Source organism: Acinetobacter piscicola, assembly GCF_002233755.1.
In the GTDB taxonomy this organism is placed as follows: domain Bacteria; phylum Pseudomonadota; class Gammaproteobacteria; order Pseudomonadales; family Moraxellaceae; genus Acinetobacter; species Acinetobacter piscicola.
In genome coordinates this window covers 1-23,516 of record NZ_NIFO01000024.1, presented here as the reverse complement: position 1 = coordinate 23,516, position 23,516 = coordinate 1, and the positions used below count along the sequence as shown (strand labels likewise).

Genomic DNA, 23,516 nt, shown 5'->3' with positions numbered 1-23,516 from the left:
CATCGGGTGGTTAGGTATAATTTTTTTACTTTAATTTGGTATAAACCTAACCTCTGAGGAATTATCATGGAACTCACTTTAGGTCTAGTTGCGATTGCAGCTGCTATTTTGATCGCTTTTGGTGCTTTAGGTACTGCGATTGGTTTTGGTCTTTTAGGCGGTCGCTTCCTTGAAGCTGTTGCTCGTCAACCAGAATTAGCTCCACAACTTCAAACTCGTATGTTCTTAATCGCAGGTCTTCTTGATGCTGTGCCTATGATCGGTGTTGGTATTGGCTTGTTCTTCATCTTCGCTAATCCATTTGTAGGTTAATCAGCTAATTCCGAAATTCACTATTTGAGGAATTTGCAATGAATATCAACCTCACATTGTTTGGCCAAGCGATTGCATTTGCGATTTTCGTCGCATTTTGTATGAAGTTTGTATGGCCACCACTAATCAATGCGATTAGTGAGCGTCAGCGTAAAATTGCTGATGGCTTAAACGCTGCAGAGAAAGCGAAAGCTGATCTTGCTGATGCGCAAGCACAAGTTAAGCAAGAAATTGATGCAGCAAAAGCACAAGCGGCTCAATTGATCGAACAAGCGAACCGTCGTGCGGCACAATTGGTCGAAGAAGCGCGTACTCAAGCATCTGCTGAAGGTGAGCGTATTCGTCAACAAGCGAAAGATGCTGTTGACCAAGACATCAATTCTGCTCGTGAAGAATTACGTCAACAAGTTGCTGCTCTTGCAGTTGCTGGTGCAGAGAAAATTCTGAACCAACAAGTTGACGCAGAAGCTCATAATGCCATGCTGAATCAGCTGGCTGCTAAACTTTAAGAGAGGCGAATATGGCTGAATTCTTGACGTTGGCACGCCCATACGCTAAAGCAGCATTTGCTTATGCATCTGAGCAAAATGCAGTTGACTCTTGGTCAACCACATTACAATTGCTCAGTGCTGCGGTGCAAGATGAAGCATTCTCCGCTTATTTAAATCGCCCTGAGTTGACACCTGCTGAGCAGGTTGGTCTTTTTGCGAAGGTTTTAGGTAATGAACAGACTGCAGCAGTGTCGAACTTTTTGACACTTCTTGCAGACAATGGCCGTTTGGCTTTGTTACCTGAAATTGACACAGAATACGAGCAACTCAAATCACAGAATAACAAGATTGTAGACGTTGTAATTGAATCAGCTTTCCCGCTAGATTCAGTACAAGAACAGAAGTTGGCTCATGCGTTAGAAAAACGTTTGGACAGCGCTGTGAAAGTTACAGTTGAAGTCAATCCAGCACTTATTGCTGGTGTTGTTATTCGTGCAGGCGACCAAGTGATAGATGATTCTGCGCTTAGCAAGCTTGAAAAAATGCGGACTCGTCTTCTTGCGTAATTGTTTATCAATAATTACTGCGTAAATGAAGACTGAACTTAAAAAAGATTGAGGTATAGCGCAATGCAACAACTGAATCCATCCGAGATCAGTGCGCTCATTAAACAGCGTATCGGCGATCTGGACACCAGCGCGACCGCTAAGAACGAAGGGACCATTGTTATGGTTTCCGACGGTATTGTGCGTATTCACGGCCTTGCTGATGCAATGTACGGTGAAATGATCGAATTCGACGGCGGCTTATACGGTATGGCACTGAACCTAGAACAGGATTCAGTGGGCGTCGTTGTTTTAGGTAACTACTTAAGCCTTCAAGAAGGTCAAAAAGCTCGTTGCACAGGTCGTGTATTAGAAGTTCCGGTTGGTCCAGAACTTTTAGGCCGTGTAGTAGATGCTTTGGGTAACCCAATTGATGGTAAAGGCCCAATTGATGCAAAATTAACTGATGCTGTTGAAAAAGTAGCACCAGGTGTAATTTGGCGTCAATCAGTGGATCAACCTGTACAAACTGGTTATAAATCAGTAGATACAATGATCCCTGTAGGTCGTGGTCAACGTGAGTTGATCATTGGTGACCGTCAAACTGGTAAAACAGCAATGGCGATCGATGCGATCATCGCTCAGAAAAATTCTGGCATTAAATGTGTATACGTAGCAATTGGTCAAAAACAATCGACTATCGCTAACGTAGTACGCAAGCTAGAAGAAACTGGCGCTATGGCGTATACCACTGTTGTAGCAGCAGCTGCAGCTGATCCAGCAGCAATGTTGTATTTAGCTCCATATTCTGGCTGTACAATGGGCGAATATTTCCGTGACCGTGGTGAAGATGCGTTAATCATTTATGATGACTTATCTAAACAAGCGGTAGCATATCGTCAAATTTCATTGCTTTTACGTCGTCCACCAGGTCGTGAAGCTTACCCAGGTGACGTGTTCTATCTTCATTCACGTCTACTTGAGCGTGCTTCTCGTGTATCTGCTGATTACGTTGAGAAATTCACTAACGGTGAAGTTAAAGGCCAAACTGGTTCATTGACTGCATTGCCGATTATTGAAACTCAAGCGGGTGACGTATCTGCATTCGTACCAACCAACGTAATTTCGATTACAGATGGTCAGATCTTCCTTGAAACTTCATTGTTCAACGCAGGTATTCGTCCAGCTGTAAACGCAGGTATCTCTGTATCGCGTGTTGGTGGTTCTGCTCAGACTAAGATCATCAAAAAATTGTCTGGTGGTATCCGTACTGCTTTGGCTCAATACCGTGAATTGGCAGCGTTTGCTCAGTTTGCTTCTGACCTTGATGAAGCGACTCGTAAGCAACTTGAACATGGTCAACGTGTAACTGAATTAATGAAGCAAAAACAATATGCTCCATATTCAATTGGTGACCAAGCTGTTTCAATTTATGCATCTAACGAAGGCTATATGGCTGACGTTGAAGTGAAGAAAATCGTAGACTTTGATGCTGCGCTAGTTGCTTACTTCCGTTCAGAACATGCTGCGTTAATGCAAAACATCGATGAAACTGGTGATTATAACAAAGACATCGAAGCTGCAATTAAGTCAGGTATTGAAAGCTTTAAAGCGACTCAAACTTACTAATTTCAACTTATGTTGTTATTGGTTATGGTTTGGTTCACGGATCAACCTTCGGGAGCTCGAAAGGGCTTTCGAATACTAGGTTAAGCGTATGGCAAATTTAAAAGAAATTCGCGCCAAAGTAGCTAGTATCAAGAGCACGCAGAAAATTACTCGCGCGATGCAAATGGTAGCAGCTTCTAAGATGCGTCGTGCGCAAGAGCGCATGGCTCAGGGCCGTCCGTATGCCGAAAATATGCACCGTGTAATTGCTCATTTGGTTCAAGCGAATCCTGAATATAAACATCGTTATATGGTTGAACGCCCTGTAAAACGCGTTGGCTATATCATTGTTTCTTCAGATCGTGGCCTTGCTGGTGGTTTGAACATTAACCTGTTCAAAAAAGTGGTAAAACACGTACAGCAGCAACAAGAGCAGTCAATTGAAGTTCAATTTGCTTTGATTGGTCAAAAAGCGGTTTCGTTTTTTAAAAGCTACGGCGGTAAAGTACTTGGCGCAACTACGCAAGTAGGTGATGCACCAAGTCTTGAACAGTTAACTGGTTCTGTACAGGTGATGTTAGATGCGTTCGATAAAGGCGAGTTAGATCGTATTTATCTTGTATCAAACGGCTTTGTCAATGCCATGACTCAAAACCAAAAAATCGAACAACTTGTTCCTTTAGCTGCGGCTGAAACGAACGAGGGTCTAAACCGTCAATATGGTTGGGACTATCTCTATGAACCTGAAGCTGAAGAGCTTCTAAATGGTTTGTTGGTTCGTTACATCGAGTCTATGGTTTATCAAGGTGTGATTGAAAACATCGCATGTGAGCAATCTGCTCGTATGGTTGCAATGAAAGCTGCAACTGACAACGCAGGTGACCTCATCAAGAGCCTACAACTCATTTATAACAAGCTGCGTCAAGCCGCGATTACTCAGGAAATTTCTGAGATCGTTGGTGGTGCCGCTGCCGTTTAACATTATTTTGAATTGAGGAGACAGCAATGAGTAGCGGTCGTATCATTCAGATCATCGGCGCGGTTATCGACGTCGAGTTTGAACGCAATAGCGTTCCTAAGATCTATGACGCTCTCCAAGTTGACGGTACTGAAACTACTTTAGAAGTTCAGCAACAACTTGGTGATGGTGTAGTTCGTACCATCGCAATGGGATCTACTGAAGGTCTTAAACGTGGTCTTAACGTGACTAACACTGGTGCGCCGATTTCTGTACCTGTAGGTACAGCATGTTTAGGTCGTATCATGGATGTTCTTGGTCGCCCAATCGACGAAGCTGGTCCTGTTGCAACTGAAGCGCGTTTACCGATTCACCGTCAAGCACCTTCTTATGCTGAACAAGCTGCTTCTACTGACCTTTTAGAAACTGGTATTAAAGTCATCGACTTACTTTGCCCGTTTGCTAAAGGTGGTAAAGTTGGTTTATTCGGTGGTGCGGGTGTTGGTAAAACCGTAAACATGATGGAATTGATCAACAACATCGCGAAAGCTCACTCAGGTTTATCTGTGTTTGCTGGTGTTGGTGAGCGTACTCGTGAAGGTAATGACTTCTATCACGAGATGAAAGATTCTAACGTTCTTGACAAAGTAGCAATGGTCTACGGTCAGATGAATGAGCCACCGGGTAACCGTTTACGCGTAGCGTTAACTGGTTTGACGATGGCTGAATATTTCCGTGACGAGAAAGACGAAAACGGTAAAGGCCGTGACGTTTTATTGTTCGTAGATAACATCTACCGTTATACACTAGCAGGTACTGAAGTATCAGCACTTCTAGGTCGTATGCCATCTGCAGTAGGTTATCAGCCTACACTTGCAGAAGAGATGGGTGTTCTTCAAGAACGTATTACTTCTACTAAGTCTGGTTCGATTACATCTATCCAAGCGGTATATGTACCTGCCGATGACTTAACGGATCCATCGCCTGCAACAACATTTGCTCACTTAGATGCAACTGTTGTATTGAGCCGTGATATCGCATCTTCTGGTATTTACCCAGCGATCGATCCACTTGACTCTACTTCACGTCAGTTAGATCCACTTGTAGTGGGTACTGAGCATTACGAGATTGCTCGTTCAGTTCAAAACGTTCTTCAACGTTATAAAGAATTGAAAGACATCATCGCAATTCTTGGTATGGACGAGTTAGCAGAAGAAGATAAGTTGATTGTTTACCGTGCGCGTAAAATCCAACGTTTCTTCTCTCAACCGTTCCACGTAGCTGAAGTGTTTACTGGTGCTCCTGGTAAACTTGTACCGCTTAAAGAAACAATTCGTGGCTTTAAAGGTCTTCTAGCTGGTGAATACGATCACATCCCAGAACAAGCGTTCTATATGGTTGGTGGTATTGACGAAGTGATCGCTAAAGCCGAGAAGCTTTAATTAGCAACTCTAATTTAGGAGATTCACATGTCGACTATGCAATGTGATGTTGTAAGTGTTAAAGAGTCTTTGTACTCAGGCACTGTGACAATGCTTATCGCAAAAGGTGCTGGCGGTGAATTGGGTATCATGCCTGGTCACGCTCCGTTAGTAACTTTACTCAAGCCGGGCGCAATTCGCGTTCTGCTTGAAAACGGTACAGAAGAGTTAATCTATGTATCTGGTGGTGTTCTAGAAGTTCAACCACATGTTGTTACGGTTCTTGCAGATACTGCAGTCCGTGCAGAAAACTTGGATGAAGCGGCAATTCTTGAAGCACGTAAAAATGCTGAACAATTGCTTGCAAATCAGAAGAGTGATGTGGATACAGCTGCTGCGTTGGCATCTCTTTCTGAGATTTCAGCTCAGTTAGATACTATCCGTAAAATGAAGAACCGTGCCCTATAAGGATATGGTTTAACATTGAAGAAACCACCCGAAAGGGTGGTTTTTTTATGGCTTAGATGTGGATGAAGTAGAATATTATTTGGGTTGAAATAACTATATGAATAGATAAAGTGTCAAATATTAAAAGTTGATTTCCTTTAAAATTATTCATTTCTACCTAATAAAAATTGTGTTTGTATAAATTGACTATAGTTATCACCTAAAGGTAATTCATAATCTTTAAAAAGTTGTCGACGAGTTGATATTGTTGATTGATTATTTTTAGGGTTAAAACCTGTTTTTTCAATATTTGTCCAATATAGATCTGTGCCACGCTTTTGCCATGAAGGCAATTCATTAAAGTTAATATCTCGACTAAAGAGCAAATCATGTTTTTCTTGACGTGAAAGTCCTTTAACTTGATGGGTTGCTTTTTTAATATTTTCCCCCTCATTACGTAACATCCAATAACAGTGAGCATTTAAAGCATTACGATTTGCATCTTCATGTCGCCAACGAAAGTAATCTTCAACAATTTTTGTATTGGGTAAAATACAGGTTCGAGCATCAAAAGTCGCTATATTTCCATGTAATAGACTAAATTTTGCACTCGCTTCAGCAGCTAGAATTGAAATTATTTTGCGCGTTTTACGTTTAAAACTATCCTCACTTGAATGAAAAAGTAATGAGATCTCATCGCTCTGTGTATAGCCGTAAATAACATTAAAACCACATTGCATTAAATGAGCTGTAGTTTCGACCATCAGATCTCTAAAACGAAGATCAAAGGGTGCTTCAAATTTCCAAGTATCTTTGGTTAATTTTGTGAATCCTCGACCATCTAAACGAACAACAATATATTGTTCAAGTGGAACACAAAAATCGTAAGCTGTTTCATAAACACGTAATCGTGTATCTAGATCATCAAATCTCATAGTTCAATTTCTTTGTTGCTATCATGCTAAAGTTATATTTCTTCCTCTATTAGTTTTAGCATAATCTGAATAATTAAAAATAGATTTATAGAAAATAATGATCCTCATCGAACAACAACCCCATTTTTGGGAACTCTACCAAAATCAAGATAATTACTACCTAAGTATCGCTGTAGACATGAGTTCGGTTGTATCTTGTTGGGATATTGGCTTAACTGAAATAGAAATTCAGAATTATCAAAATAATGGACGTATTACAATCGAAGAGTTCGCAAACTCAATTGTGACAGAAACCTATCGCGGGGACTTTTCCAACTTGGAAGCAAGGAAAGTTTCTGAGCAAATTCAGCAAGAGCTTCGAGCTGCATATAAAATTTGGCGTATTCAACAATAAAAGGCATTTAGTCAGATGGTACATGAATCGAAAAACCATTATTTTCAATCAGTTCTACGGTAAAAAGTGTATCAAAACCCTCTGTGATATTGGGGATTTCCAATTTATAAAAAGTCGCTTTAACTCCCTTTTCTGGAATATTGGCTTTACCATCACGTTGCGCATTGCGCTGTAAAGTACTGTTTAGATCTGTTTTAAAATAATAAGAAACTACTTCAAATCCATACTCTTTTGCACGTTGGATATATCGAGCGCGGTCAAATTGAGTCATGTTGGTATTATCAACCACGATTTTTGTTTTAGAAGCCAAAGCTGCTTCAAAAATCATATTTTCACGATGACGTGTTTTCAACATATCGAGATTGATGCGTAAATGAGTGTGATAAAAGAACTGTTGATAAAATGTCGATTTTCCTGAAGATTGAACGCCTGTAAAAATAATGAGTTGCATGAGTGATTACGAAAAATGATCATTTCTGCATTAAAACATGACGTTCGCTTTGCTACAATTTATTCATTGTCATAAAACTGAATATATTTAAAAGAAAATTCAAATGAACCCTAAAGTACTATTTTTATTATCTATTTTTCTCCATCTTTCAGGTTGTCAAAGTGCCCAGTTTGTCACAACACCAAATTCACCTACGGAGGCGAGTTTGGTTGCAGATTCTGTTGGAAATGGCTTGGAAACTGAATTAAACATTGATTATATCGTGGCATTCAAAAACTTAAGGATGGCCTATAACCGATGTGTGGCATTCACTGGTGAGCAAGATTTTGTATTTACAGACAATAAGTTAGAAAAAGATTTAGAAATGGGGACTATATTCGCACGTACAGAGGGTGGTGCATATTTATCAAAAATGCTCATTGAATCAGTCGGAAAGAATAAAACCCGTTTAACTTTATTTTTACCATCCAGCTATAAATTTGCGCAGGCACGTCTAAAACAAGATATTAAACGTGCCTTAGGGCAAGATCCACAATGCAATGTCGCTCAAGCTTTGTAAGCATTTAAAACATAGTAGATGGCTTTTATCTATATCAAATCAACATGATCATTGCTTTCGAGTTTCAAAAACGGTTTTTGCTTAACTTTGATCTGATTGCTGATCAGAATTAGACGTTGGAATCATCATTCCTGCAAGCTTAAGCATATCCATTTGAATATTATTCATTTGTTGCTCAATTTTTTTAAAGTTAACTTTGGAAATGTCCATGTCGCCATTTAAAAGTGATGAATTTAAAACTTGTTTATTGGTTTGAATAACTTGCTGGCGAATACCATCGATTTCCTGACTTTTTAAATCTAGCGAGATCAAAGCTGTATTAAAACCTTGTAGTTCACGTGTCAAAGTTTGAACCGTATTTTGCAATTCTGCTTGGTCTTTGGTTTCGATGGCCTGCTGTAAATCTGATTGAGCTTGTTGAAGCTTTTCAACATAGTCACCTGTTTTGAGCTGAACATTGGCAACATCACGAGCAATATAAAACATATTACTTTGTTTCAAGTCTTCAACATTTTTTTGCTGGGACTCAGATGAATGATTGCGATCTGAATGTGTTATTTCAGATTGAGAAGATTGTTCGGCTTGTTGTTCTTGTTGTGACGGTGGCGCAGCTTGATCACATCCTAAAAGTAGAATGCCAGAAGTAAAAATAACAAAAGGTAAAATAGCACCCTGTAAAAGCTTTTTCATCATCATCCAAAGTTAAATTGATTTGGTATTTCGCTAATATAGGATGAAAAAATGGAGAGATTGAGGATTGTTGCAAAGCATATACAGTTTGTAACGGGAATCGGCTTTTTTCGGAGAATGAAAATAAAAGGAATGCTATTTGCAACACTCCTTTTGCTCTTCTAAAATTTCAACGGATTATTTTTTTAACTCAGCTTCAATTGCAGAAGTAATGCGTGGGTCATCAGCGGTGATGTCTGGAGCAAAACGTGCAACGATTTCACCATTTTTATTGACTAAGAACTTTTCAAAGTTCCAAAGCACTTCTGGTTTTGGATTCGGCGTTAAGCCATAATCGACAAGGTCTTTCCACCAAGGCCCTTCACCAATACGCTCGGGAATTGCATTGATCAAAGTGTCATAAAGCGGGTGTTTATCGTCACCAGCGACAGAAATCTTCGCGAAAAGTGGGAAGTCAACGTTGTAGGTAAGTGAACAAAATTGTTGAATTTCATCATCGCTACCTGGTTCTTGAGCAAGGAAGTTATTTGCAGGAAAACCTAGAATTTCTAAACCTTGATCTTTCTTCTCTTTATAGAGTTTTTCAAGCCCTTCATATTGTGGCGTTAAACCACATTTTGATGCAACATTGACAATGAGTAGAACCTTACCTTGGTATTGGTTTAAAGTACTGCTTTCGCCTTTGATGGTATTTACAGGAATATCGTAAACGGTATTGCTCATGTTGTTGTCCTAGTAAAGTGAATAATGGATTCAGTTTGATTGGATGTGAATGATGTAATAGTAATGTTTTAACGATAATCCTGAAAAACAGCAAGTCGCATTTGTATTTCACAGCTAATAAAAAAGCAGACCATGTGATCTGCTTTACAATCTTAGGTAAAACTGAATTAAATTTATGGTGTTGTGTTGACTTTGGTTTGAAGCGCTTGCATTTCAGCCATTAAACTTTTTTGCATTTCAATGCCTTTATTTTGGAGCTGTTTTAGTTTTTCTGGATCTGGTGAATTTGCTATACTGGCTTCAGACATTTCTACACCTAAGTTATTTGCTTCTTTAATTTTTTCACGCACAGACACAACTTCTGAGCTTTTCAAAGCTAGTCCATCAAGCTCTTTATTGAAGCCATTCACATAAGTTTTCATTTTACCTACAACGCCTTGCAATGCAGCTTTATCACCTTTTTGCGTAGCTTGTCTCACTTCAGTTTGAAACGCAGCAGCTTCGTTATTTTTGGTTGAAAATAGTGTTTGAACTTGAGTTAAATCACTTTTGATATCTGCAGCATTATCGCTACTCAGTGTTGCTGTGGTTGCAACAGGTTTGCTCTCTGTAGCAGAAGAATTTGCATCAGCAGGTTTTTTGTCACAAGCAGTTAATGTAAATACAGAAGCGCATAGGGTAGCGAGTAATACTTTCTTCATTATTTATACCTTTAATTTTATCAACTTGAATGAATTTGATTTTTATTCCAAATTCAAAACTTCAATATGCTTAATGTTTAGCACTTAATGAAAAATGCCTATTTTTAATGCAGTTTTCTATAGTAATTTTGTACATAAATAAATGAATAATGAGAATTTTCATAAATAATAGAAGTCGATACTTCAAGTATTACGAATTTGGGTCGGGGTTTGCCCTGTATAGCGTTTAAAGAATTCAATAAAACTTGAACTATGTTGATAGCCCAATTCTAAGCCGATTTTTTTAACGGAAAAACCACGTTGAAGCAAGGATGTTGCATAAATGACTTTGGCTCGATTTCGCCATTCTGAAAGTGGGAGTTTTAATTGTTCTTGACAGAGTCTGAGTGCATGGCGTTCGGTAATTTGAAATGTATTTAAGATTTCAGACAAGCTTTTTGCAAAATAGATGGGATCTGATAAACCCTGAAGAATCGGTTTTAAAATCGGATGATCACTTTGCGGTAAGTAATGTTCATAACAAGAACTATTTTGAATCTGGTCTAAAAGCAATTGCAGCAAATGTTCATAATAGGTGTTTGATGGAATATTTTGCTTTTTTTGATCTAATATTTCTTCAATAGTCTGTCTGAGAAAAGGACGTATATTTAATGTCTTAGTCGTTTGAGCAAAGGGCTGGCATAGATCAGGATGAATGCGAATGCAAATATAATGTGTCAGTTGGTCATCCAAAGCAGTGCAACAATGTTCAGTTTGAGGTGGAATCCATAAACCGTAACTTGGCGGCGAAAGATAGATTTGATCAGCAACTTTTAACTCTAAAGTACCATTTAAACTTACATTAAAATCGCCCCATAGATTTGAATGCGGGGTAACCACATCGTCTTTTCTATAGAAAAACTCTTCTACAGAGATCATCGAATGAAGCTGAGTGTTTTGATTTAATTCAAAGTGCATGATTTAAATATCAACCGATATTGACGTTTATAGTGTGTTTAAGTGCATTGCTTTTTGGCTTGATTCAAGCCATGAGTAAAAGATTGCAGTCAGCCTCAAAATGATAAGGTTGAGTACACTATACAATAAAAGATTGAGATTAAAATAATTGAGCATATCGAAAATGATTTGGTATTTCTCATGATCAGTGTCCGAATTGCCCTATAGATGTCTGAAATGATGTATTTAAATTGATTCAGACTTAATTGATAATATTTCTCATATTTTATTTAAATCGTTAAAACTATGTATACAAATACTAAACCCATGTGGCGGGCAGTGTGTTTACCTATTCTCGCCGTGCTAATCTGGTCGATGAACATAGCAGTAACACGTTATGTGACGGATTATATTTCACCTGTAAGTATTAGTTTTTACCGTTGGGTGGTTGCATTTATTATTTTAACACCATTCATGTTACCAAAAGTTTGGCAGCAACGTCAGCTTATTCAACAGCATCTAGGGCAATTTGCTGTACTGAGCGCTTTTGGAATGGTGCTTTATCAAGGATTGGCATATACAGCAGCGCATTATACCACTGCAACCAATATGGGCATTATCAACGCCTTTATACCCGTGTTCACGATTTTTGTTTCAATTATGATTTTGAAAGAAACCCCGAATCGTTTTGCGGTGATCGGGAGTTTCATTTCTTTCTTTGGCTTGTTGTATGTGATTGGGCAGGGGAATTTCTCGAATTTGACTCAACTAGGAGGGCACTGGGGCGATCTATTGATGGTCTTAGCCGTATTCTTCTATGCTTTCTATGGCGTGTTCCTTAAAAAATGGCAATTGAAAGTTCCTTTGCTGATCAGTTTATATGTACAAGTTGGATTTACACTGCTTTATCATTTGCCATTCGTATTCTATTTAGGGATTGACCCGATTAACCAAGACAATGCTGCAAGTGTATTGTATGCGGGTATATTCCCCTCACTGGTTGCACCGTTATTATGGATGGTCGCAGTTCAATATTTAGGGCCAAACCGCACCAGTATTTTTATGAATTTAATGCCTGTATTTACGGCAATTATAGCTTACCTCTGGTTACATGAAGCATGGACTATTTTTCATACAATTGGTGGCGTCGTTATCTTAATTGGTATTGCTCTAGCGCAAAAAAAGTCAAATAGTGTCAAAAAAGGTACATAAATCGAATAAAATTCAGGTGTTATAGCGTGAAAAATGAACAAACGAAATGTTATTTTATAACTTTTATAAAATTAATTTATATCTAATGGTATGAAAATTTATGAATTATTTAATTAAAAATTTAAATAATAAAATAAATTGAATAACTTAATTTTATTGATTGATATGAAACTGTTTTGTTATAGGTTTTAAGTCTTAATTGTATGCAAATATTGCGTTTGTGTTGAAACAGTATTTGTAGCATAATATTTCTATTGAGATGGATTAAGTTGTTTTTAATCTTAAATCCTTACAGTTTCGTAATACCCTCTGGATGTGGTTTTACCCATCCTTTTTTATACTCAGCCAACCCTATATCTGGCTGAGTTTTTTTTGCTTTTTTTTCGTATCTTTTATAAGAAAAATGTATATTTAAAACAATGAACACATTTAGGCACGTATTATTTGCCCAGTCGATGCATCTATAATTTTACTTGGTTCACGACTTAGACCTAAATCACCATTCAGATAATTCAATTCAGCACCAAAATATTGGCTCGCATTTTGTAGTGATCTTGCTGGTTCTAAACCTGCTGGATTAGCACTGGTAGAGACGATGAAACCATTAAAAGCATTACATAAAGCTATACATAAAGGGTGATTGGTGACACGAATCGCGACTTGAGCATGATTGCCTTTAATCCAGTGTGGAATATGTTCATCAGCATCGACCAGCCAAGTGGTTGCACGTTCAGTTCGAGAGCGTTGCGTCCAAGAATCAATCATTTGTTTACGAATGTTTGGGTCTAGGTCAGTCAGTAAATGTTCGACTTGAGAGATTTGACCTGCCAACAAAATAACACCTTTTTCAATTGGGCGTTGTTTGAGTTTTAGAATTTCTGAAAAAGCATTTTCATTAAATGGGTCACAACCCAAACCCCATACAGCCTCTGTAGGATAGGCCAAAACTTTACCTTGTTGAAGAACCTGAGCAGCTTCAGCGACTGAGGTTGTAATCATCTAAATTCACCATGTTCATTGATACAAGAGAAGGGCTATTGTGAACCTTAATGACTGACTCGGCAACGTAAGTAAAGCCCAGACTGCTGAATACATAAGCCTAAAAGTTCCAATTCCATTAGGTAACTGGTTAATTCTGCTATATTTAATTCTAATTTGATCGCAAGAGTATCCAAATCTTGTCCAATCCAGTCTAAGTGTTGGTAAATACTAAAAAGATGTGGCGGAATTTCAGGTGTTTGTTTTTCATTTTCGGTACGCTGTGCGCAATGCCATTGCGTTGGGAGTGCAAGATCTTCAATGATTTGTTCAGGGTGATCGACGAGGATTGCGCCTTCACGAATCAACTGATGGCAACCTTGATGGTGTTCACTGTAAATATGCCCCGGAATCGCAAAAATAATTTTACCTTGCTCAGCTGCTGTTTGCGCCGTAATTAATGACCCACTACCCAATTGCGCTTCAGCAACCAAGACTCCTAAACTTAAGCCACTGACGATACGGTTACGATGAGGAAAATTTCGTTGAATAGGTTGTGTCTCGGGTAGGTATTCACTAATAACAGTACCTGAGTTTTGTAAAATCTGTTCTTGTAAATGTCTGTTTTGACTCGGATAAATGATGTCTAGACCTGAACCGACGACAGCAATTGTTCGATGATTCTTTAAACCACCCATATGTGCTGCTTCATCGATTCCTTGTGCTAAGCCACTGGTAATAAAAAAGCCTTTTTCACTTAAATAATAAGCAAAATCATAGGCAACCTGTTTACCGTGAGGGCTAGGTTTACGACTACCCACAATTGCAATTTGAGGTTGGCTTAAATTTTGAAATGAACCCTTTCCAAAAAGAATTGGAGGGTGATTGTTATAAGGTAATAATTGTTGAGGATATTGTTGTTCGGTATCAAGAAGAATAAAATCACTATGTTGTTTGATTTTTTCTAAGCAGTTTTGAAATTTAACTTGTCCAGTTATTGTTGGGAATTCTTCAGCTCTTTGCAGATGATGCTTATGTATTTTAAGCTCAGGCCAGCGTTTTAAATTTTCAGTTAAAACGGCATTGGAAATCGAGCCAAAATAGCTTTCTAATTTACGAAAACTAGAAAATGAATGTTGAACCAAATACCAAAGTTTGATGGTATCAAGTTGATCATCAGGTATTTGATTCAACATCAAAAAATTACAACAAGAACAGAAGCATTGGTTTAGTTACCCGAGCCATCTGTCATTGCAGGTGGTTTGATCTCCGCCCCCATTTTGATTGGCAAATTACTTTCCAATACATAAGCATAGCTTAGTTGATCAAAACTCTTGAAGATCATTACGGTAGCAATTTGCTGACTTGGTAACTTGATCGATTCCTTAGTTTTCGGATCACGAACCGTTTCACCTTGTTGGTAAACACTAAACACTTGACCTGATTTTGCACCATGTAAACTACCACGGTCAATCGTCACCACACTATGTTGTGCAGCTGTACCAATAGAGCCTTGAACCCGAACGACTTTACCGCCAGCGGTGACTTCATTGGTTGTGGTTGGATAGAACAGGCTTGGTAATTCAGCATCATAACGTGGCAAGACATAATCGCCACGACGAACTTCTGCATTGTAACTGTTGGTTAATTCAAGCGTAGTCACATCATTTTCACCTGCAACAGCAACGGCTGAAGCGACTTCAGTGAGCTCAATCCCAGCATTGAATTTTTTACCATTTGCATCGAGAAACTCATACGGTTGACCTTCACGATATACACCGTAATGCTGACCGACAACTAAACCATTACCACGTGCATATACAGTCTGACCTGCACCTGTAATCACACGATTATCCGCAGCACCGATGGTATATGGAATATTTTGTAAAGATTCAGGGCTGATCACAATACTGTGCTCTAACCATTGTTGGATATCTGAAAGAGGAATCACAGAGATTGCATTACTTAATGATTCAACACGAACTTGAGGGCGCAATGACGTACCACCTTGATGGCGACGGATAATACCTTCGCAACCATCACCTTCATCTACACCAATCAGTGGACGACCATCCAAAGTACAAAGCAGTAATTTGTCCCCAGGATAAATCCAGTGTGGATTTTTAACATGTTTATTACTTGCCCAAATTTCAGGCCAACGCCAAGGTTTGCTTAAAAATTTTCCAGCAATCGCCCATAAAGTATCGCCACGTTTAACCACATAAACGTTTGGCGCACTAGATTTGAGTGCAGGTGGGTTAACATTTGGGCTTGCATGCGTCATTTCCATGTAAGTGAATCCTGCACTTAAACATAGTGTTACAGCAAGTAATTGCTTCTTGAACCCCTTGGCATGAAAGTTCGTTATGCCAGCTAAAACCTTTTTCATTATCATAATTCCTAAAATTATGTATCTATATGCGTTATAATAAGCATATTACACACTTTTTTTTAATGAAGCATATTCTTCATTTAGTTTTAAGATCAATGGCATAGCAAGAGAGGGTACAGTATGGCCTTATTAAATATTTTAAGTTTTCCTGATCCCCGTTTGCGCACCATTGCAAAACCTGTCGATACCGTAACTGATGAAATTCGTCAGTTGGCAGCAGACATGTTTGAAACCATGTATGAAGCGCCAGGTATTGGTCTGGCTGCTACACAGGTTGATCAGCATATTCAGCTTATCGTCATGGATTTGTCTGAAAATAGAGATCAGCCTATGGTGTTCATTAACCCCAAAGTGACGCCACTTACGGAAGAAACGCTACCTTATGAAGAAGGCTGTTTATCCGTTCCTCAAATATACGATAAAGTTGAGCGTCCGTCACGTGTAAAAATTGAAGCAATTAACCTTGAGGGTAATGCTTTTGAGTTAGAAGCAGATGAATTGCTTGCTGTGTGTATTCAGCATGAGATGGATCACCTCAATGGCAAGCTGTTTGTAGATTATTTATCTCCTTTAAAGCGTCAAAGAGCACGTGAGAAAGTTGAAAAAGTTGTACGTTCACGTGAAAAGCAAAAAGTTGCAGTAAAGCGTTAATTTTTAAAGTTTGATTTTTAGCACGTTTAAAAATTCATTGTAAATACAAGCCCAATTTCGATTGGGCTTTGTTATACTCCACGCTGAAAAATGTTGAGAAGAACGTTTTGTTGAGAATAGGCTTACTGCTGGGTTTTATAGCAGTATTTTTACAGATCGCTGTATTTTTACAGCCTTTACTACCGAAGCAATATCAAATTGCCCCGGTCTGTGAAACTATTTCTCAAGCTTTAGCACAAAGCCAATTTTACGAAAAACATCAACATAGCACTCATCATCAGCATTCGATGTCACATGATGCGCATAACGTTTCGACAGAATCTTCGTCACATCATCATGATGCAAGCCATCAATGCCAATATTGTACGGTCTATGGCAATTTAGTTTTACCACCTGAGTTGGAGGTCAAAGCTGTTTTAGATCGTATACAAGTCCGCTTAATTGCATTTCAAGACACGTTTTGGCATGTTTATTTTGCATTACAACGACTCTTTCTGATTCCTCAAGGGCGAGCCCCGCCACTTTTTGCATAAATCAAAACTTATTTTTCTAGGGTCTTCATTGACTCCAGCCTTGTTTTATTATGATTTAAGAGAAAGAAAATGGCTCAACCTCAATTCTTTTTACAGCCTTTATCGGCTGCAATTTGTATCGCTTGTTATTCTTCAAGCAGTATCGCTGCACAGCAAGATCATGACGCTACCCAATTAGCACCAATCGTGGTCACTGCCCAGCTGAATAATGATGCCAATGGTTTAATTATTCATGCAGATCCAAAACAGCCTATTCAACCTGTTCCTGCAACAGATGGCGCAGATTATTTACAAAGTATTCCTGGCTTTAGTTCAATCAAAAGTGGTGGAACCAATGGCGATGTGACTTTCCGTGGTATGTTTGGTTCACGCATTAAAATTTTATCTGATGGCACTGAAAACTTAGGCGCTTGTCCTGCACGTATGGATGCGCCAACGTCTTATATTCAGCCTGAAAGTTATGATCGTATTTCTGTCATCAAAGGCCCTCAAACGGTTCAATATGCCAATACAGGTTCGGCTGCAACGGTTATTTTTGAACGACAAAAACCGCAATTATCGAAAGATAAAAACTACCTTGGACAAGCCAGCGTTTTAATCGGCTCATTTGGTCGTCTCGATCATAATATTGAAGCAGCGGTGGGTGATGAGAAAAAATATATTCGTCTAAATGCTAATCGTTCTGAGTCAAATCGTTACCAAGATGGTGATGGTAATACCGTTCCTTCCGCTTGGGAGCGTTGGAATACCGATTTAGCTTTAGGCTGGACGCCCGATGACGATACATGGGTTGAATTGACTGGTGGAAAAGCCGATGGAGAAGCTGAATACGCAGGTCGAACGATGGATGGCTCGCAGTTTGCCCGTGAAAGCCTAGGCTTAAGATTTGAAAAGAAAAATCTAACGGATGTCATTCAGAAAGTTGAAGGGCAGATCAACTATAGCTATAACGATCATGTGATGGATAATTTTCGTTTACGTACGCCACCAATGACTCATGACATGACAACGCACAAGATGGTAGCAAATCCATCTGAAATGCAGGTCACACGCCGTACTTTGAATTCACGGTTAGCCATGACCAGTGAATGGGATAAATTGAGCCTGATTACAGGAATTGATTCTCAGCAAAATCACCATGCTGGCAGTATGAAATCCATGATGATGAATATGCCTTTAGCCACCAATATGAAGTTTCATTCTTATGGTGCTTTTAGCGAACTTACGTATCAATTGAATGATGCCTATAAATTGGTCTCAGGCGCACGAATTGATCAAGTGAATGTAAAGGATTTAAGAGCAGAATCAAAAGCAAAAGGGCTTAATCTTGAATTAGATAAAACATTACCAAGTGCCTTTATTCGTTTAGAAGGTCAGCATCCTGAACATAATGCCAAGTCTTATATTGGTTTAGGCTATGTGGAACGTGTTCCAGATTATTGGGAGCTTTTTAGTTCAGCTCATGGTAATCCTGGTACACCTAATGCTTTTAATGGCTTAGATACTGAAAAAACTTTACAGTTGGATATGGGCTATCAACACGAACATGGTGCATTTAGCTCTTGGGTTTCTGCATATGCAGGTTTGGTGAATGACTTTATTTTATTGAGTTATCATAACCATCCAACCACAGGAATGGGTGGTCATAGCCATGGTTCTTCTTTTAGCGCAGGTGCTAAAAATGTTGATGCGGTGATTGCAGGTACAGAAGCAGGTGTGGGTTATCAATTTACCGATGCGATTCAAGCTGATATTAGTACCATGTATGCATGGGGAGAAATTACGGATAATAATGATCCATTGCCTCAGATTGCACCTTTAGAAGGGCGTTTCAATTTAAGATATGTACAAGATAAATATTCTTTAGGCTTATTATGGCGTGCAGTGGCAAAGCAGGATCGTATTAACCTCAATAAAGGTAATATTGTGGGTTATGACATTGGCGAGAGCAAAGGTTTTAGCACACTCGCGTTGAATGCAAGCTATAAAGTGATGAATGATGTTGATCTTGCTGTCGGTATCGATAATGTTCTTGATAAAACCTATACCGAACATTTAAATAAGTTGGGTGTTGGTGTGGATGGTCAAGTTGGCACTGAACAATTTAACAATACGGGTCGCAATTATTGGGCTCGTATCAGTATGAAGTTTTAACATATTGGATAATCAATAAAGCAATTTTAATCGTTTAAATAATAGATTCAATTTAAGAGGTAAATGTATGAGTAATGAGCAAAATTCGAGTAATAAATTATCCCCTGAAAAATCATTTTGGGGATGGAAATTGCTGATTATTGCAATTATTTTGGGCTTTCTTTTTATGGTTGTTTTCTACTTGGCCATCACCAATGAGCCAGACTACATGCCGAGTCAGAAAAATAAACAGATGCAACATACTGAGGCGCAAATGCCAGCAATGCAACATGATGAGCATATGCAAATGCAACAAACAGCCTCAGAAGCAACGGCTTCACATCACCATCAATAATTTATTTGTGATTGAGTCACTGATTTTTTGATGTTTTACCGCATTGTTTTCTGCCGTATCTAAACAAACAAGGAAGCTCAGGTTTCCTTGTTTTTTGTTTTGCAATCTGTTGTATCTTATAAGAAAAATTAGTGCATGCTTGCCAGTTGTTTACTTTGCTCCTTATACAATTCAAGTCCTATCTTCTGCATTTCACGACCATTTTTAAGTAAAAAGTCATCGAGCACTTTAAAACGTTTTGCACCTGTATAAAGTAAGGCATTTTTTGCAAATAAATAGTAAGCAAACCAAGAGGCGGATTGTGCCTTTAATCCCAGTTTTTTCATTTGCTTGCGACCAATAAAAAATTGGGTAATTTCCAAGTGCTGTTTGTAGGCAAGTTTTTGTTGTAGTGGACGTAAATAGCGGTATCGGCGTTCAAAAGGCTCTTTAGATAAACTCGAACCGAGTGAAATGCTACTTTCATCTGCATCAGGATGAGTGAAGCGTAGCCAATAAATCAGTTTCCAACTTTCAGACTCCTTATCGATTAACCATTTCTCATCAATTCCCATTAACCATCCTGCATATTTCCAAAAATGCAGAAAACTATCGACTTCACGTTTATTGGGAAAAATACCTAGCGCACGTATTCCAATTAAAACCACACCACTAAAGGCAATATTGGTCATGGCTTGATCATATTGATTAATCGGTGTACCCCAAGTTTCGGCATCCCATTTTTCAGATTTATTCAATTGAAAACGTACAAGAGAATGGATAAAGCGTACATAAATCGTTGAAGTAAAACCTGCATTGAAACGTTCAAAAGCATGGGGTTCAGTGATATCCATCCACCATTTACTGGTTTCAGCCAGTCTTTTACTTGCTTGCTGGTTCAATGCCCCTGTCAAAATCAGCGGCTGATTAAAGCCGGGGTAGAGATAGCCTGTCATTAATGATAAATCACGTAAGATAAAGCTATTATTTAGTCCCAGTTTATAAGTGAACTGTAATGAATCATCGATTTTTTGTTGATTGTACCAACTTGGTTTCTGTTCTACTTGTTTGAAAAATTCAGTCAGTTCAGTGATTTGATGCGGTAATTTTTCGAGACCTTGATATAACGCTGTTTCAAAGTATTTACGATGCTCTCTAGGATTTTGCATCACCCAAGACATGACTTTATCCATGGCAATATCACCCGTTTGCAGTGATTCATTTAAAGATAAATATTCTGCATAGGTGGGTTGGATATGATCATCGGTCATATAAGCTAAAATTTTGGCTTTTAGGTCAGATTTCAACATCTTTTCAAATGGTGCTAAGCGTTTTGGTCGAGTTTGCATTGTAGTTTTTCCCAGCTTACTGTCTAATTAAACTTTAATATGAATATTTATTCGTATTCAATTCGCATTTAAAAAGGGTAAATAATGAGAAAAAAACCACAACAACAACGTGCCAAAATCATCGTAGAAAATATTCTCGAAGCTGCACAATTGTGTATTGCTGAGCAAGGCTTATTACAAGTGACTACACCTAAAATCTCTGAAAAATCAGGTGTGAGTGTGGGTTCTATTTATCAATATTTTGAAAATAAAGATGAAATTATTCAAGAATTACTCAGTCGGAAAAGCGAAAAATTGGGCTTGGCATTGAAACAAATTGCAATTACACAAGAAGGGTTAGCAATAGAAGAAATTATCCCACTTTGTATTCAATTCGGCTTTGATACGATGAAAGCAGATAGCGGTTTCTTTATGGAAATTCTAAAAAATTGGCACGGCTATAACAATTCGGAAGCTGCACAAATTTTAGAAAAGCACTTTTATGAAGTAGGGTTGTTTGTATTTAGTCGTTTTTTTCAACATTGGAGTTTTGAAACGCTGAAGAATAAATCTTTTGTGATTATTAATAGTACTTTATTTACTATGATGAGGTATGTCAGTAGTACAAATTTTCTTATTTCAGAACAACAGCTCAAAAAAGAACTCACTTTGATGATTTTGGCTTATTTGGAACAAGATTTACATCAAGATTAATCCGTGATGAATTCTTGCACGCATATAATTGGTGTTGTAGATTATTAAAAATATAATTTTTCAATTATTTATGTATAAAAATATGAGCGATGACAACAATACAATGTCTATTCGATTAGAAAAAGTTTCAAAAAAATTCCTTCAAAAACCAATTTTTGAAGATTTAAATTTTACATGGCAAGGTTTTGGCATCTACAGTTTGATCGGTGAAAATGGTGCGGGTAAATCAACTTTACTGGGCATGATTGCAGGTTTATTAGATTGTGATTCAGGAAAAATTTTTATCAATCAACAACAATGTCTTTTGAATAATCAAGAATATAAAAAATTAGTCGCCTATGTACCTGATCATAGTCCTATTTATGACTTTATGCAGGGGCAGGAATTTTTAGACCTAATTTGTAGTATTAGAAAGTTAAATCCTGATTGTTATCAGACGTATATTGAACAATTTAAATTAGACAATTTTTTGAATATTACTTTTGCCGAAATGTCTTTTGGTACAGCTAAAAAATTCTTATTAACTTCGGCCTTAATGACAGAAGTGCCTATTTTATTGTTGGATGAACCGAACAATGGTTTAGATCAAGCAACATTACAGGCTTTTCAACAAATTTTGATACAGCAAAGCAAAACCAAGCTGATTTTAATGTCTTGTCATGATCAGCACTTTAGAAATAGTGTAAATGCAAAAAGTACGAGGCTTGATGAGCTGAAAATAGGGTGAGCTTGAGCCAAATGATTAAGACAATTATGCCAGTTTCGGTAGAAAGAAAGCTTATTGGTCAACTTATACAGTACCGTTTGAAATTTTATATTCAGACCACTGCTGATGCAGCACAGCGACATAAGCATTTGATCTTGTTGGTGGGTTTACTCGCTGGGCCGATGATATTTGCTATCTTGCTTGCTTTAGCAAAACCACTGGTCAGTATTTTACATGCTGAAAATATGTTGGAAAGTATCAAAATATGGAGCTTTTTTCTGCTTATACATGTGTTATGGAGTGGTTTTCAACAAAAAGCATTAAATGGTGGCGAGGGTTATCAGTATATTGCAATGACACCATTAACATTACGTATCCGAATAAGTGTTGAATTGGGATTTTTAGCATCACTTAGCGTCGCTATTTTATTGCCTTTTATCATTGCACTTATCTATGTGTGGACAACAGGTGTATTTTATCAGGCGATCATAGATAGCCTTTTGATTGTTTTATGGGGAATAGAACTATTACTGATCCAAATGTTGGTTTGTCAAAAAAATAAATATCTTATCGCTTTATGTCTTGCCTCATTTCTTGCGCCGTTGTCTTTAGCGTTGTTGAAAATAGAAATATTATCAATCCTTATATCTTTTATCGTGGTCTTTGTTACGTATCGACAATGGATGATCGGTAAAATAAGAAAACCGAGAAACATTCAACTTCCTGAAATTTTACGAATTCAAGCTAAACATTCTGTAAATATCAATTGGATTCGAATCAGTTTACGAAAAATATTGAATAAACACGTGATGAAGCAACGCATACTGTTCTTTATTTTTGCCTTTAGTGCTAGCGGTGTATTGGCGTGGTTTGCACAACAAAAAGATACGTGGATTTTACTTTATATCGCATTAAGTCCGCTTAGGCTCATGAATGTTATGAGTGCTTTTTATATTACAGTTATTTTAGTACATATCGGAACGATCAAAACCATGCTTGCCAGTACTTATGCAACAACAGCGAGATTTTGGCTCAGTCAGGGTATTTCAAATCGGCAATCGCTGATTTCAGAAATTGTGGTTTTATGGGGAATAGCCGTCATTGCCGCATTGCCTACATTGATTTGGATCATGCTTTCTAATGGAATGGTAAAAAGTTTGTTTATGATTGGAATGATGATGCTCGCTGTACCACTCATTCAACATATTTTCAGACAACCAGAACGAGTCCACGGTACTGTTCCATTACTTTTAACCACAATATGGTTTGCTATAAGTTATTTGTTGCTTTCTTTTTAAGCAAAAAAGCACTTTTTATAATAAAAAAAGCCAATTTGGAATAATAAACAACCAAACGGCACACGA

General features: G+C 38.0%; 27 protein-coding genes. 17 read left to right on the top strand and 10 right to left on the bottom strand.

Translation table 11 applies throughout. The features are described 5' to 3' along the window. The first annotated feature begins 66 nt into the window (after positions 1-66). The 7 genes from atpE (at position 67) to CDA10_RS13935 (ending at position 5,803) form a co-directional block, all read left to right on the top strand. A complete protein-coding gene (atpE, locus tag CDA10_RS13965; protein WP_089606191.1) occupies positions 67-312 on the top strand; it encodes a F0F1 ATP synthase subunit C in 246 nt (81 codons plus the stop codon). Between the two features lie 38 nt (positions 313-350). Next, a complete protein-coding gene (locus CDA10_RS13960) occupies positions 351-821 on the top strand; it encodes a F0F1 ATP synthase subunit B (protein ID WP_004723424.1) in 471 nt (156 codons plus the stop codon). Positions 822-832: 11 nt separating this feature from the next. Beyond that, positions 833-1,369 (top strand): F0F1 ATP synthase subunit delta, encoded by a 537-nt coding sequence (locus tag CDA10_RS13955; RefSeq protein ID WP_089606190.1) that lies wholly within the window; start codon positions 833-835, stop codon positions 1,367-1,369. 63 nt (positions 1,370-1,432) lie between these two features. After that, entirely contained in the window at positions 1,433-2,977 is a 1,545-nt protein-coding gene (gene atpA / locus CDA10_RS13950; protein ID WP_089606189.1) for a F0F1 ATP synthase subunit alpha, read from the top strand. 88 nt (positions 2,978-3,065) lie between these two features. Beyond that, complete coding sequence (atpG, locus tag CDA10_RS13945) at positions 3,066-3,935, top strand: F0F1 ATP synthase subunit gamma (RefSeq protein ID WP_089606188.1); 870 nt, start codon at positions 3,066-3,068, stop codon at positions 3,933-3,935. Between the two features lie 26 nt (positions 3,936-3,961). Beyond that, the gene (atpD, locus tag CDA10_RS13940; RefSeq protein ID WP_089606187.1) at positions 3,962-5,356 is read left to right on the top strand and encodes a F0F1 ATP synthase subunit beta; all 1,395 of its coding nucleotides are present in this window, start codon (positions 3,962-3,964) and stop codon (positions 5,354-5,356) included. 27 nt (positions 5,357-5,383) lie between these two features. Beyond that, positions 5,384-5,803 (top strand): F0F1 ATP synthase subunit epsilon, encoded by a 420-nt coding sequence (locus tag CDA10_RS13935; protein WP_089606186.1) that lies wholly within the window; start codon positions 5,384-5,386, stop codon positions 5,801-5,803. Positions 5,804-5,946: 143 nt separating this feature from the next. On the opposite strand, the gene CDA10_RS13930 is transcribed toward CDA10_RS13935, so the two are convergent. Then, positions 5,947-6,717 carry a tRNA(His) guanylyltransferase Thg1 family protein gene (locus CDA10_RS13930; protein WP_089606185.1) on the bottom strand — a complete coding sequence of 257 codons (771 nt, stop codon included), beginning with the start codon at positions 6,715-6,717 and terminating at the stop codon, positions 5,947-5,949. Between the two features lie 97 nt (positions 6,718-6,814). On the opposite strand from CDA10_RS13930, the gene CDA10_RS13925 reads away from it, so the two are divergent. Further along, on the top strand, positions 6,815-7,111 hold the full coding sequence (locus CDA10_RS13925; protein WP_089606184.1) for a hypothetical protein: 297 nt from the start codon (positions 6,815-6,817) through the stop codon (positions 7,109-7,111). 7 nt (positions 7,112-7,118) lie between these two features. Here the strand turns inward: CDA10_RS13925 and CDA10_RS13920 are convergent, their stop codons facing one another. Then, positions 7,119-7,562: an AAA family ATPase gene (locus CDA10_RS13920; RefSeq protein ID WP_089606183.1), complete on the bottom strand. Its 444-nt coding sequence runs from the start codon at positions 7,560-7,562 to the stop codon at positions 7,119-7,121. Positions 7,563-7,665: 103 nt separating this feature from the next. Between CDA10_RS13920 and CDA10_RS13915 the strand changes: the two genes are divergently transcribed. Further along, positions 7,666-8,121, top strand: a complete 456-nt coding sequence (locus CDA10_RS13915) for a hypothetical protein (RefSeq protein WP_089606182.1) — start codon at positions 7,666-7,668, stop codon at positions 8,119-8,121. 81 nt (positions 8,122-8,202) lie between these two features. Here CDA10_RS13915 and CDA10_RS13910 read toward each other — a convergent pair whose 3' ends face one another. The 4 genes from CDA10_RS13910 to CDA10_RS13895 form a co-directional block, all read right to left on the bottom strand. Continuing rightward, positions 8,203-8,811: a hypothetical protein gene (locus tag CDA10_RS13910; protein WP_089606181.1), complete on the bottom strand. Its 609-nt coding sequence runs from the start codon at positions 8,809-8,811 to the stop codon at positions 8,203-8,205. 177 nt (positions 8,812-8,988) lie between these two features. Further along, positions 8,989-9,534, bottom strand: coding sequence for a glutathione peroxidase (locus CDA10_RS13905; RefSeq protein WP_089606180.1), 546 nt, complete (start codon positions 9,532-9,534; stop codon positions 8,989-8,991). 173 nt (positions 9,535-9,707) lie between these two features. Continuing rightward, positions 9,708-10,235: a hypothetical protein gene (locus CDA10_RS13900; RefSeq protein ID WP_089606179.1), complete on the bottom strand. Its 528-nt coding sequence runs from the start codon at positions 10,233-10,235 to the stop codon at positions 9,708-9,710. Positions 10,236-10,418: 183 nt separating this feature from the next. Beyond that, complete coding sequence (locus tag CDA10_RS13895) at positions 10,419-11,192, bottom strand: AraC family transcriptional regulator (protein ID WP_089606178.1); 774 nt, start codon at positions 11,190-11,192, stop codon at positions 10,419-10,421. A gap of 306 nt (positions 11,193-11,498) precedes the next feature. Here CDA10_RS13895 and CDA10_RS13890 point away from each other — a divergent pair, with 306 nt between their 5' ends. Beyond that, a complete protein-coding gene (locus CDA10_RS13890; RefSeq protein ID WP_089606230.1) occupies positions 11,499-12,383 on the top strand; it encodes a DMT family transporter in 885 nt (294 codons plus the stop codon). A 429-nt stretch (positions 12,384-12,812) separates the two neighbouring features. Here the strand turns inward: CDA10_RS13890 and CDA10_RS13885 are convergent, their stop codons facing one another. Genes CDA10_RS13885 through CDA10_RS13875 form a run of 3 tightly spaced genes read right to left on the bottom strand, consistent with a single transcriptional unit; the run spans position 12,813 to position 15,750 of the window. Then, positions 12,813-13,382 (bottom strand): L-threonylcarbamoyladenylate synthase type 1 TsaC, encoded by a 570-nt coding sequence (locus CDA10_RS13885; RefSeq protein WP_089606177.1) that lies wholly within the window; start codon positions 13,380-13,382, stop codon positions 12,813-12,815. A gap of 47 nt (positions 13,383-13,429) precedes the next feature. After that, positions 13,430-14,557 (bottom strand): DNA-processing protein DprA, encoded by a 1,128-nt coding sequence (dprA, locus tag CDA10_RS13880; protein ID WP_089606176.1) that lies wholly within the window; start codon positions 14,555-14,557, stop codon positions 13,430-13,432. A 32-nt stretch (positions 14,558-14,589) separates the two neighbouring features. Further along, positions 14,590-15,750: a LysM peptidoglycan-binding domain-containing protein gene (locus CDA10_RS13875; protein ID WP_089606175.1), complete on the bottom strand. Its 1,161-nt coding sequence runs from the start codon at positions 15,748-15,750 to the stop codon at positions 14,590-14,592. A gap of 123 nt (positions 15,751-15,873) precedes the next feature. Between CDA10_RS13875 and def the strand changes: the two genes are divergently transcribed. The 4 genes from def (at position 15,874) to CDA10_RS13855 (ending at position 19,425) form a co-directional block, all read left to right on the top strand. Beyond that, the gene (gene def / locus CDA10_RS13870; protein WP_089606174.1) at positions 15,874-16,404 is read left to right on the top strand and encodes a peptide deformylase; all 531 of its coding nucleotides are present in this window, start codon (positions 15,874-15,876) and stop codon (positions 16,402-16,404) included. An 83-nt stretch (positions 16,405-16,487) separates the two neighbouring features. Continuing rightward, on the top strand, positions 16,488-16,937 hold the full coding sequence (locus CDA10_RS13865) for a DUF2946 family protein (RefSeq protein ID WP_407640381.1): 450 nt from the start codon (positions 16,488-16,490) through the stop codon (positions 16,935-16,937). 69 nt (positions 16,938-17,006) lie between these two features. Continuing rightward, positions 17,007-19,091 carry a TonB-dependent copper receptor gene (locus tag CDA10_RS13860; protein WP_089606172.1) on the top strand — a complete coding sequence of 695 codons (2,085 nt, stop codon included), beginning with the start codon at positions 17,007-17,009 and terminating at the stop codon, positions 19,089-19,091. A 67-nt stretch (positions 19,092-19,158) separates the two neighbouring features. After that, the gene (locus tag CDA10_RS13855) at positions 19,159-19,425 is read left to right on the top strand and encodes a DUF4199 domain-containing protein (RefSeq protein WP_089606171.1); all 267 of its coding nucleotides are present in this window, start codon (positions 19,159-19,161) and stop codon (positions 19,423-19,425) included. 128 nt (positions 19,426-19,553) lie between these two features. Here CDA10_RS13855 and CDA10_RS13850 read toward each other — a convergent pair whose 3' ends face one another. Further along, the gene (locus CDA10_RS13850; protein WP_089606170.1) at positions 19,554-20,753 is read right to left on the bottom strand and encodes an oxygenase MpaB family protein; all 1,200 of its coding nucleotides are present in this window, start codon (positions 20,751-20,753) and stop codon (positions 19,554-19,556) included. 84 nt (positions 20,754-20,837) lie between these two features. Here CDA10_RS13850 and CDA10_RS13845 point away from each other — a divergent pair, with 84 nt between their 5' ends. The 3 genes from CDA10_RS13845 (at position 20,838) to CDA10_RS13835 (ending at position 23,450) form a co-directional block, all read left to right on the top strand. Further along, positions 20,838-21,446, top strand: a complete 609-nt coding sequence (locus CDA10_RS13845; RefSeq protein WP_089606169.1) for a TetR/AcrR family transcriptional regulator — start codon at positions 20,838-20,840, stop codon at positions 21,444-21,446. A gap of 103 nt (positions 21,447-21,549) precedes the next feature. After that, positions 21,550-22,173 carry an ATP-binding cassette domain-containing protein gene (locus CDA10_RS13840; RefSeq protein ID WP_157909359.1) on the top strand — a complete coding sequence of 208 codons (624 nt, stop codon included), beginning with the start codon at positions 21,550-21,552 and terminating at the stop codon, positions 22,171-22,173. Positions 22,174-22,184: 11 nt separating this feature from the next. After that, positions 22,185-23,450: a hypothetical protein gene (locus CDA10_RS13835; protein ID WP_157909358.1), complete on the top strand. Its 1,266-nt coding sequence runs from the start codon at positions 22,185-22,187 to the stop codon at positions 23,448-23,450. Positions 23,451-23,516: the final 66 nt, after the last annotated feature.

Excerpts from the sequence above, each read along its gene's own strand:
- atpE (WP_089606191.1), top strand. The coding sequence starts at position 67 with ATGGAACTCACTTTAGGTCTAGTTGCGATTGCAGCTGCTATTTTGATC.
- CDA10_RS13960 (WP_004723424.1), top strand. The coding sequence starts at position 351 with ATGAATATCAACCTCACATTGTTTGGCCAAGCGATTGCATTTGCGATT.
- CDA10_RS13955 (WP_089606190.1), top strand. The coding sequence starts at position 833 with ATGGCTGAATTCTTGACGTTGGCACGCCCATACGCTAAAGCAGCATTT.
- atpA (WP_089606189.1), top strand. The coding sequence starts at position 1,433 with ATGCAACAACTGAATCCATCCGAGATCAGTGCGCTCATTAAACAGCGT.
- atpG (WP_089606188.1), top strand. The coding sequence starts at position 3,066 with ATGGCAAATTTAAAAGAAATTCGCGCCAAAGTAGCTAGTATCAAGAGC.
- atpD (WP_089606187.1), top strand. The coding sequence starts at position 3,962 with ATGAGTAGCGGTCGTATCATTCAGATCATCGGCGCGGTTATCGACGTC.
- CDA10_RS13935 (WP_089606186.1), top strand. The coding sequence starts at position 5,384 with ATGTCGACTATGCAATGTGATGTTGTAAGTGTTAAAGAGTCTTTGTAC.
- CDA10_RS13930 (WP_089606185.1), bottom strand. The coding sequence starts at position 6,717 with ATGAGATTTGATGATCTAGATACACGATTACGTGTTTATGAAACAGCT.
- CDA10_RS13925 (WP_089606184.1), top strand. The coding sequence starts at position 6,815 with ATGATCCTCATCGAACAACAACCCCATTTTTGGGAACTCTACCAAAAT.
- CDA10_RS13920 (WP_089606183.1), bottom strand. The coding sequence starts at position 7,562 with ATGCAACTCATTATTTTTACAGGCGTTCAATCTTCAGGAAAATCGACA.
- CDA10_RS13915 (WP_089606182.1), top strand. The coding sequence starts at position 7,666 with ATGAACCCTAAAGTACTATTTTTATTATCTATTTTTCTCCATCTTTCA.
- CDA10_RS13910 (WP_089606181.1), bottom strand. The coding sequence starts at position 8,811 with ATGAAAAAGCTTTTACAGGGTGCTATTTTACCTTTTGTTATTTTTACT.
- CDA10_RS13905 (WP_089606180.1), bottom strand. The coding sequence starts at position 9,534 with ATGAGCAATACCGTTTACGATATTCCTGTAAATACCATCAAAGGCGAA.
- CDA10_RS13900 (WP_089606179.1), bottom strand. The coding sequence starts at position 10,235 with ATGAAGAAAGTATTACTCGCTACCCTATGCGCTTCTGTATTTACATTA.
- CDA10_RS13895 (WP_089606178.1), bottom strand. The coding sequence starts at position 11,192 with ATGCACTTTGAATTAAATCAAAACACTCAGCTTCATTCGATGATCTCT.
- CDA10_RS13890 (WP_089606230.1), top strand. The coding sequence starts at position 11,499 with ATGTGGCGGGCAGTGTGTTTACCTATTCTCGCCGTGCTAATCTGGTCG.
- CDA10_RS13885 (WP_089606177.1), bottom strand. The coding sequence starts at position 13,382 with ATGATTACAACCTCAGTCGCTGAAGCTGCTCAGGTTCTTCAACAAGGT.
- dprA (WP_089606176.1), bottom strand. The coding sequence starts at position 14,557 with ATGTTGAATCAAATACCTGATGATCAACTTGATACCATCAAACTTTGG.
- CDA10_RS13875 (WP_089606175.1), bottom strand. The coding sequence starts at position 15,750 with ATGAAAAAGGTTTTAGCTGGCATAACGAACTTTCATGCCAAGGGGTTC.
- def (WP_089606174.1), top strand. The coding sequence starts at position 15,874 with ATGGCCTTATTAAATATTTTAAGTTTTCCTGATCCCCGTTTGCGCACC.
- CDA10_RS13860 (WP_089606172.1), top strand. The coding sequence starts at position 17,007 with ATGGCTCAACCTCAATTCTTTTTACAGCCTTTATCGGCTGCAATTTGT.
- CDA10_RS13855 (WP_089606171.1), top strand. The coding sequence starts at position 19,159 with ATGAGTAATGAGCAAAATTCGAGTAATAAATTATCCCCTGAAAAATCA.
- CDA10_RS13850 (WP_089606170.1), bottom strand. The coding sequence starts at position 20,753 with ATGCAAACTCGACCAAAACGCTTAGCACCATTTGAAAAGATGTTGAAA.
- CDA10_RS13845 (WP_089606169.1), top strand. The coding sequence starts at position 20,838 with ATGAGAAAAAAACCACAACAACAACGTGCCAAAATCATCGTAGAAAAT.
- CDA10_RS13840 (WP_157909359.1), top strand. The coding sequence starts at position 21,550 with ATGTCTATTCGATTAGAAAAAGTTTCAAAAAAATTCCTTCAAAAACCA.
- CDA10_RS13835 (WP_157909358.1), top strand. The coding sequence starts at position 22,185 with ATGATTAAGACAATTATGCCAGTTTCGGTAGAAAGAAAGCTTATTGGT.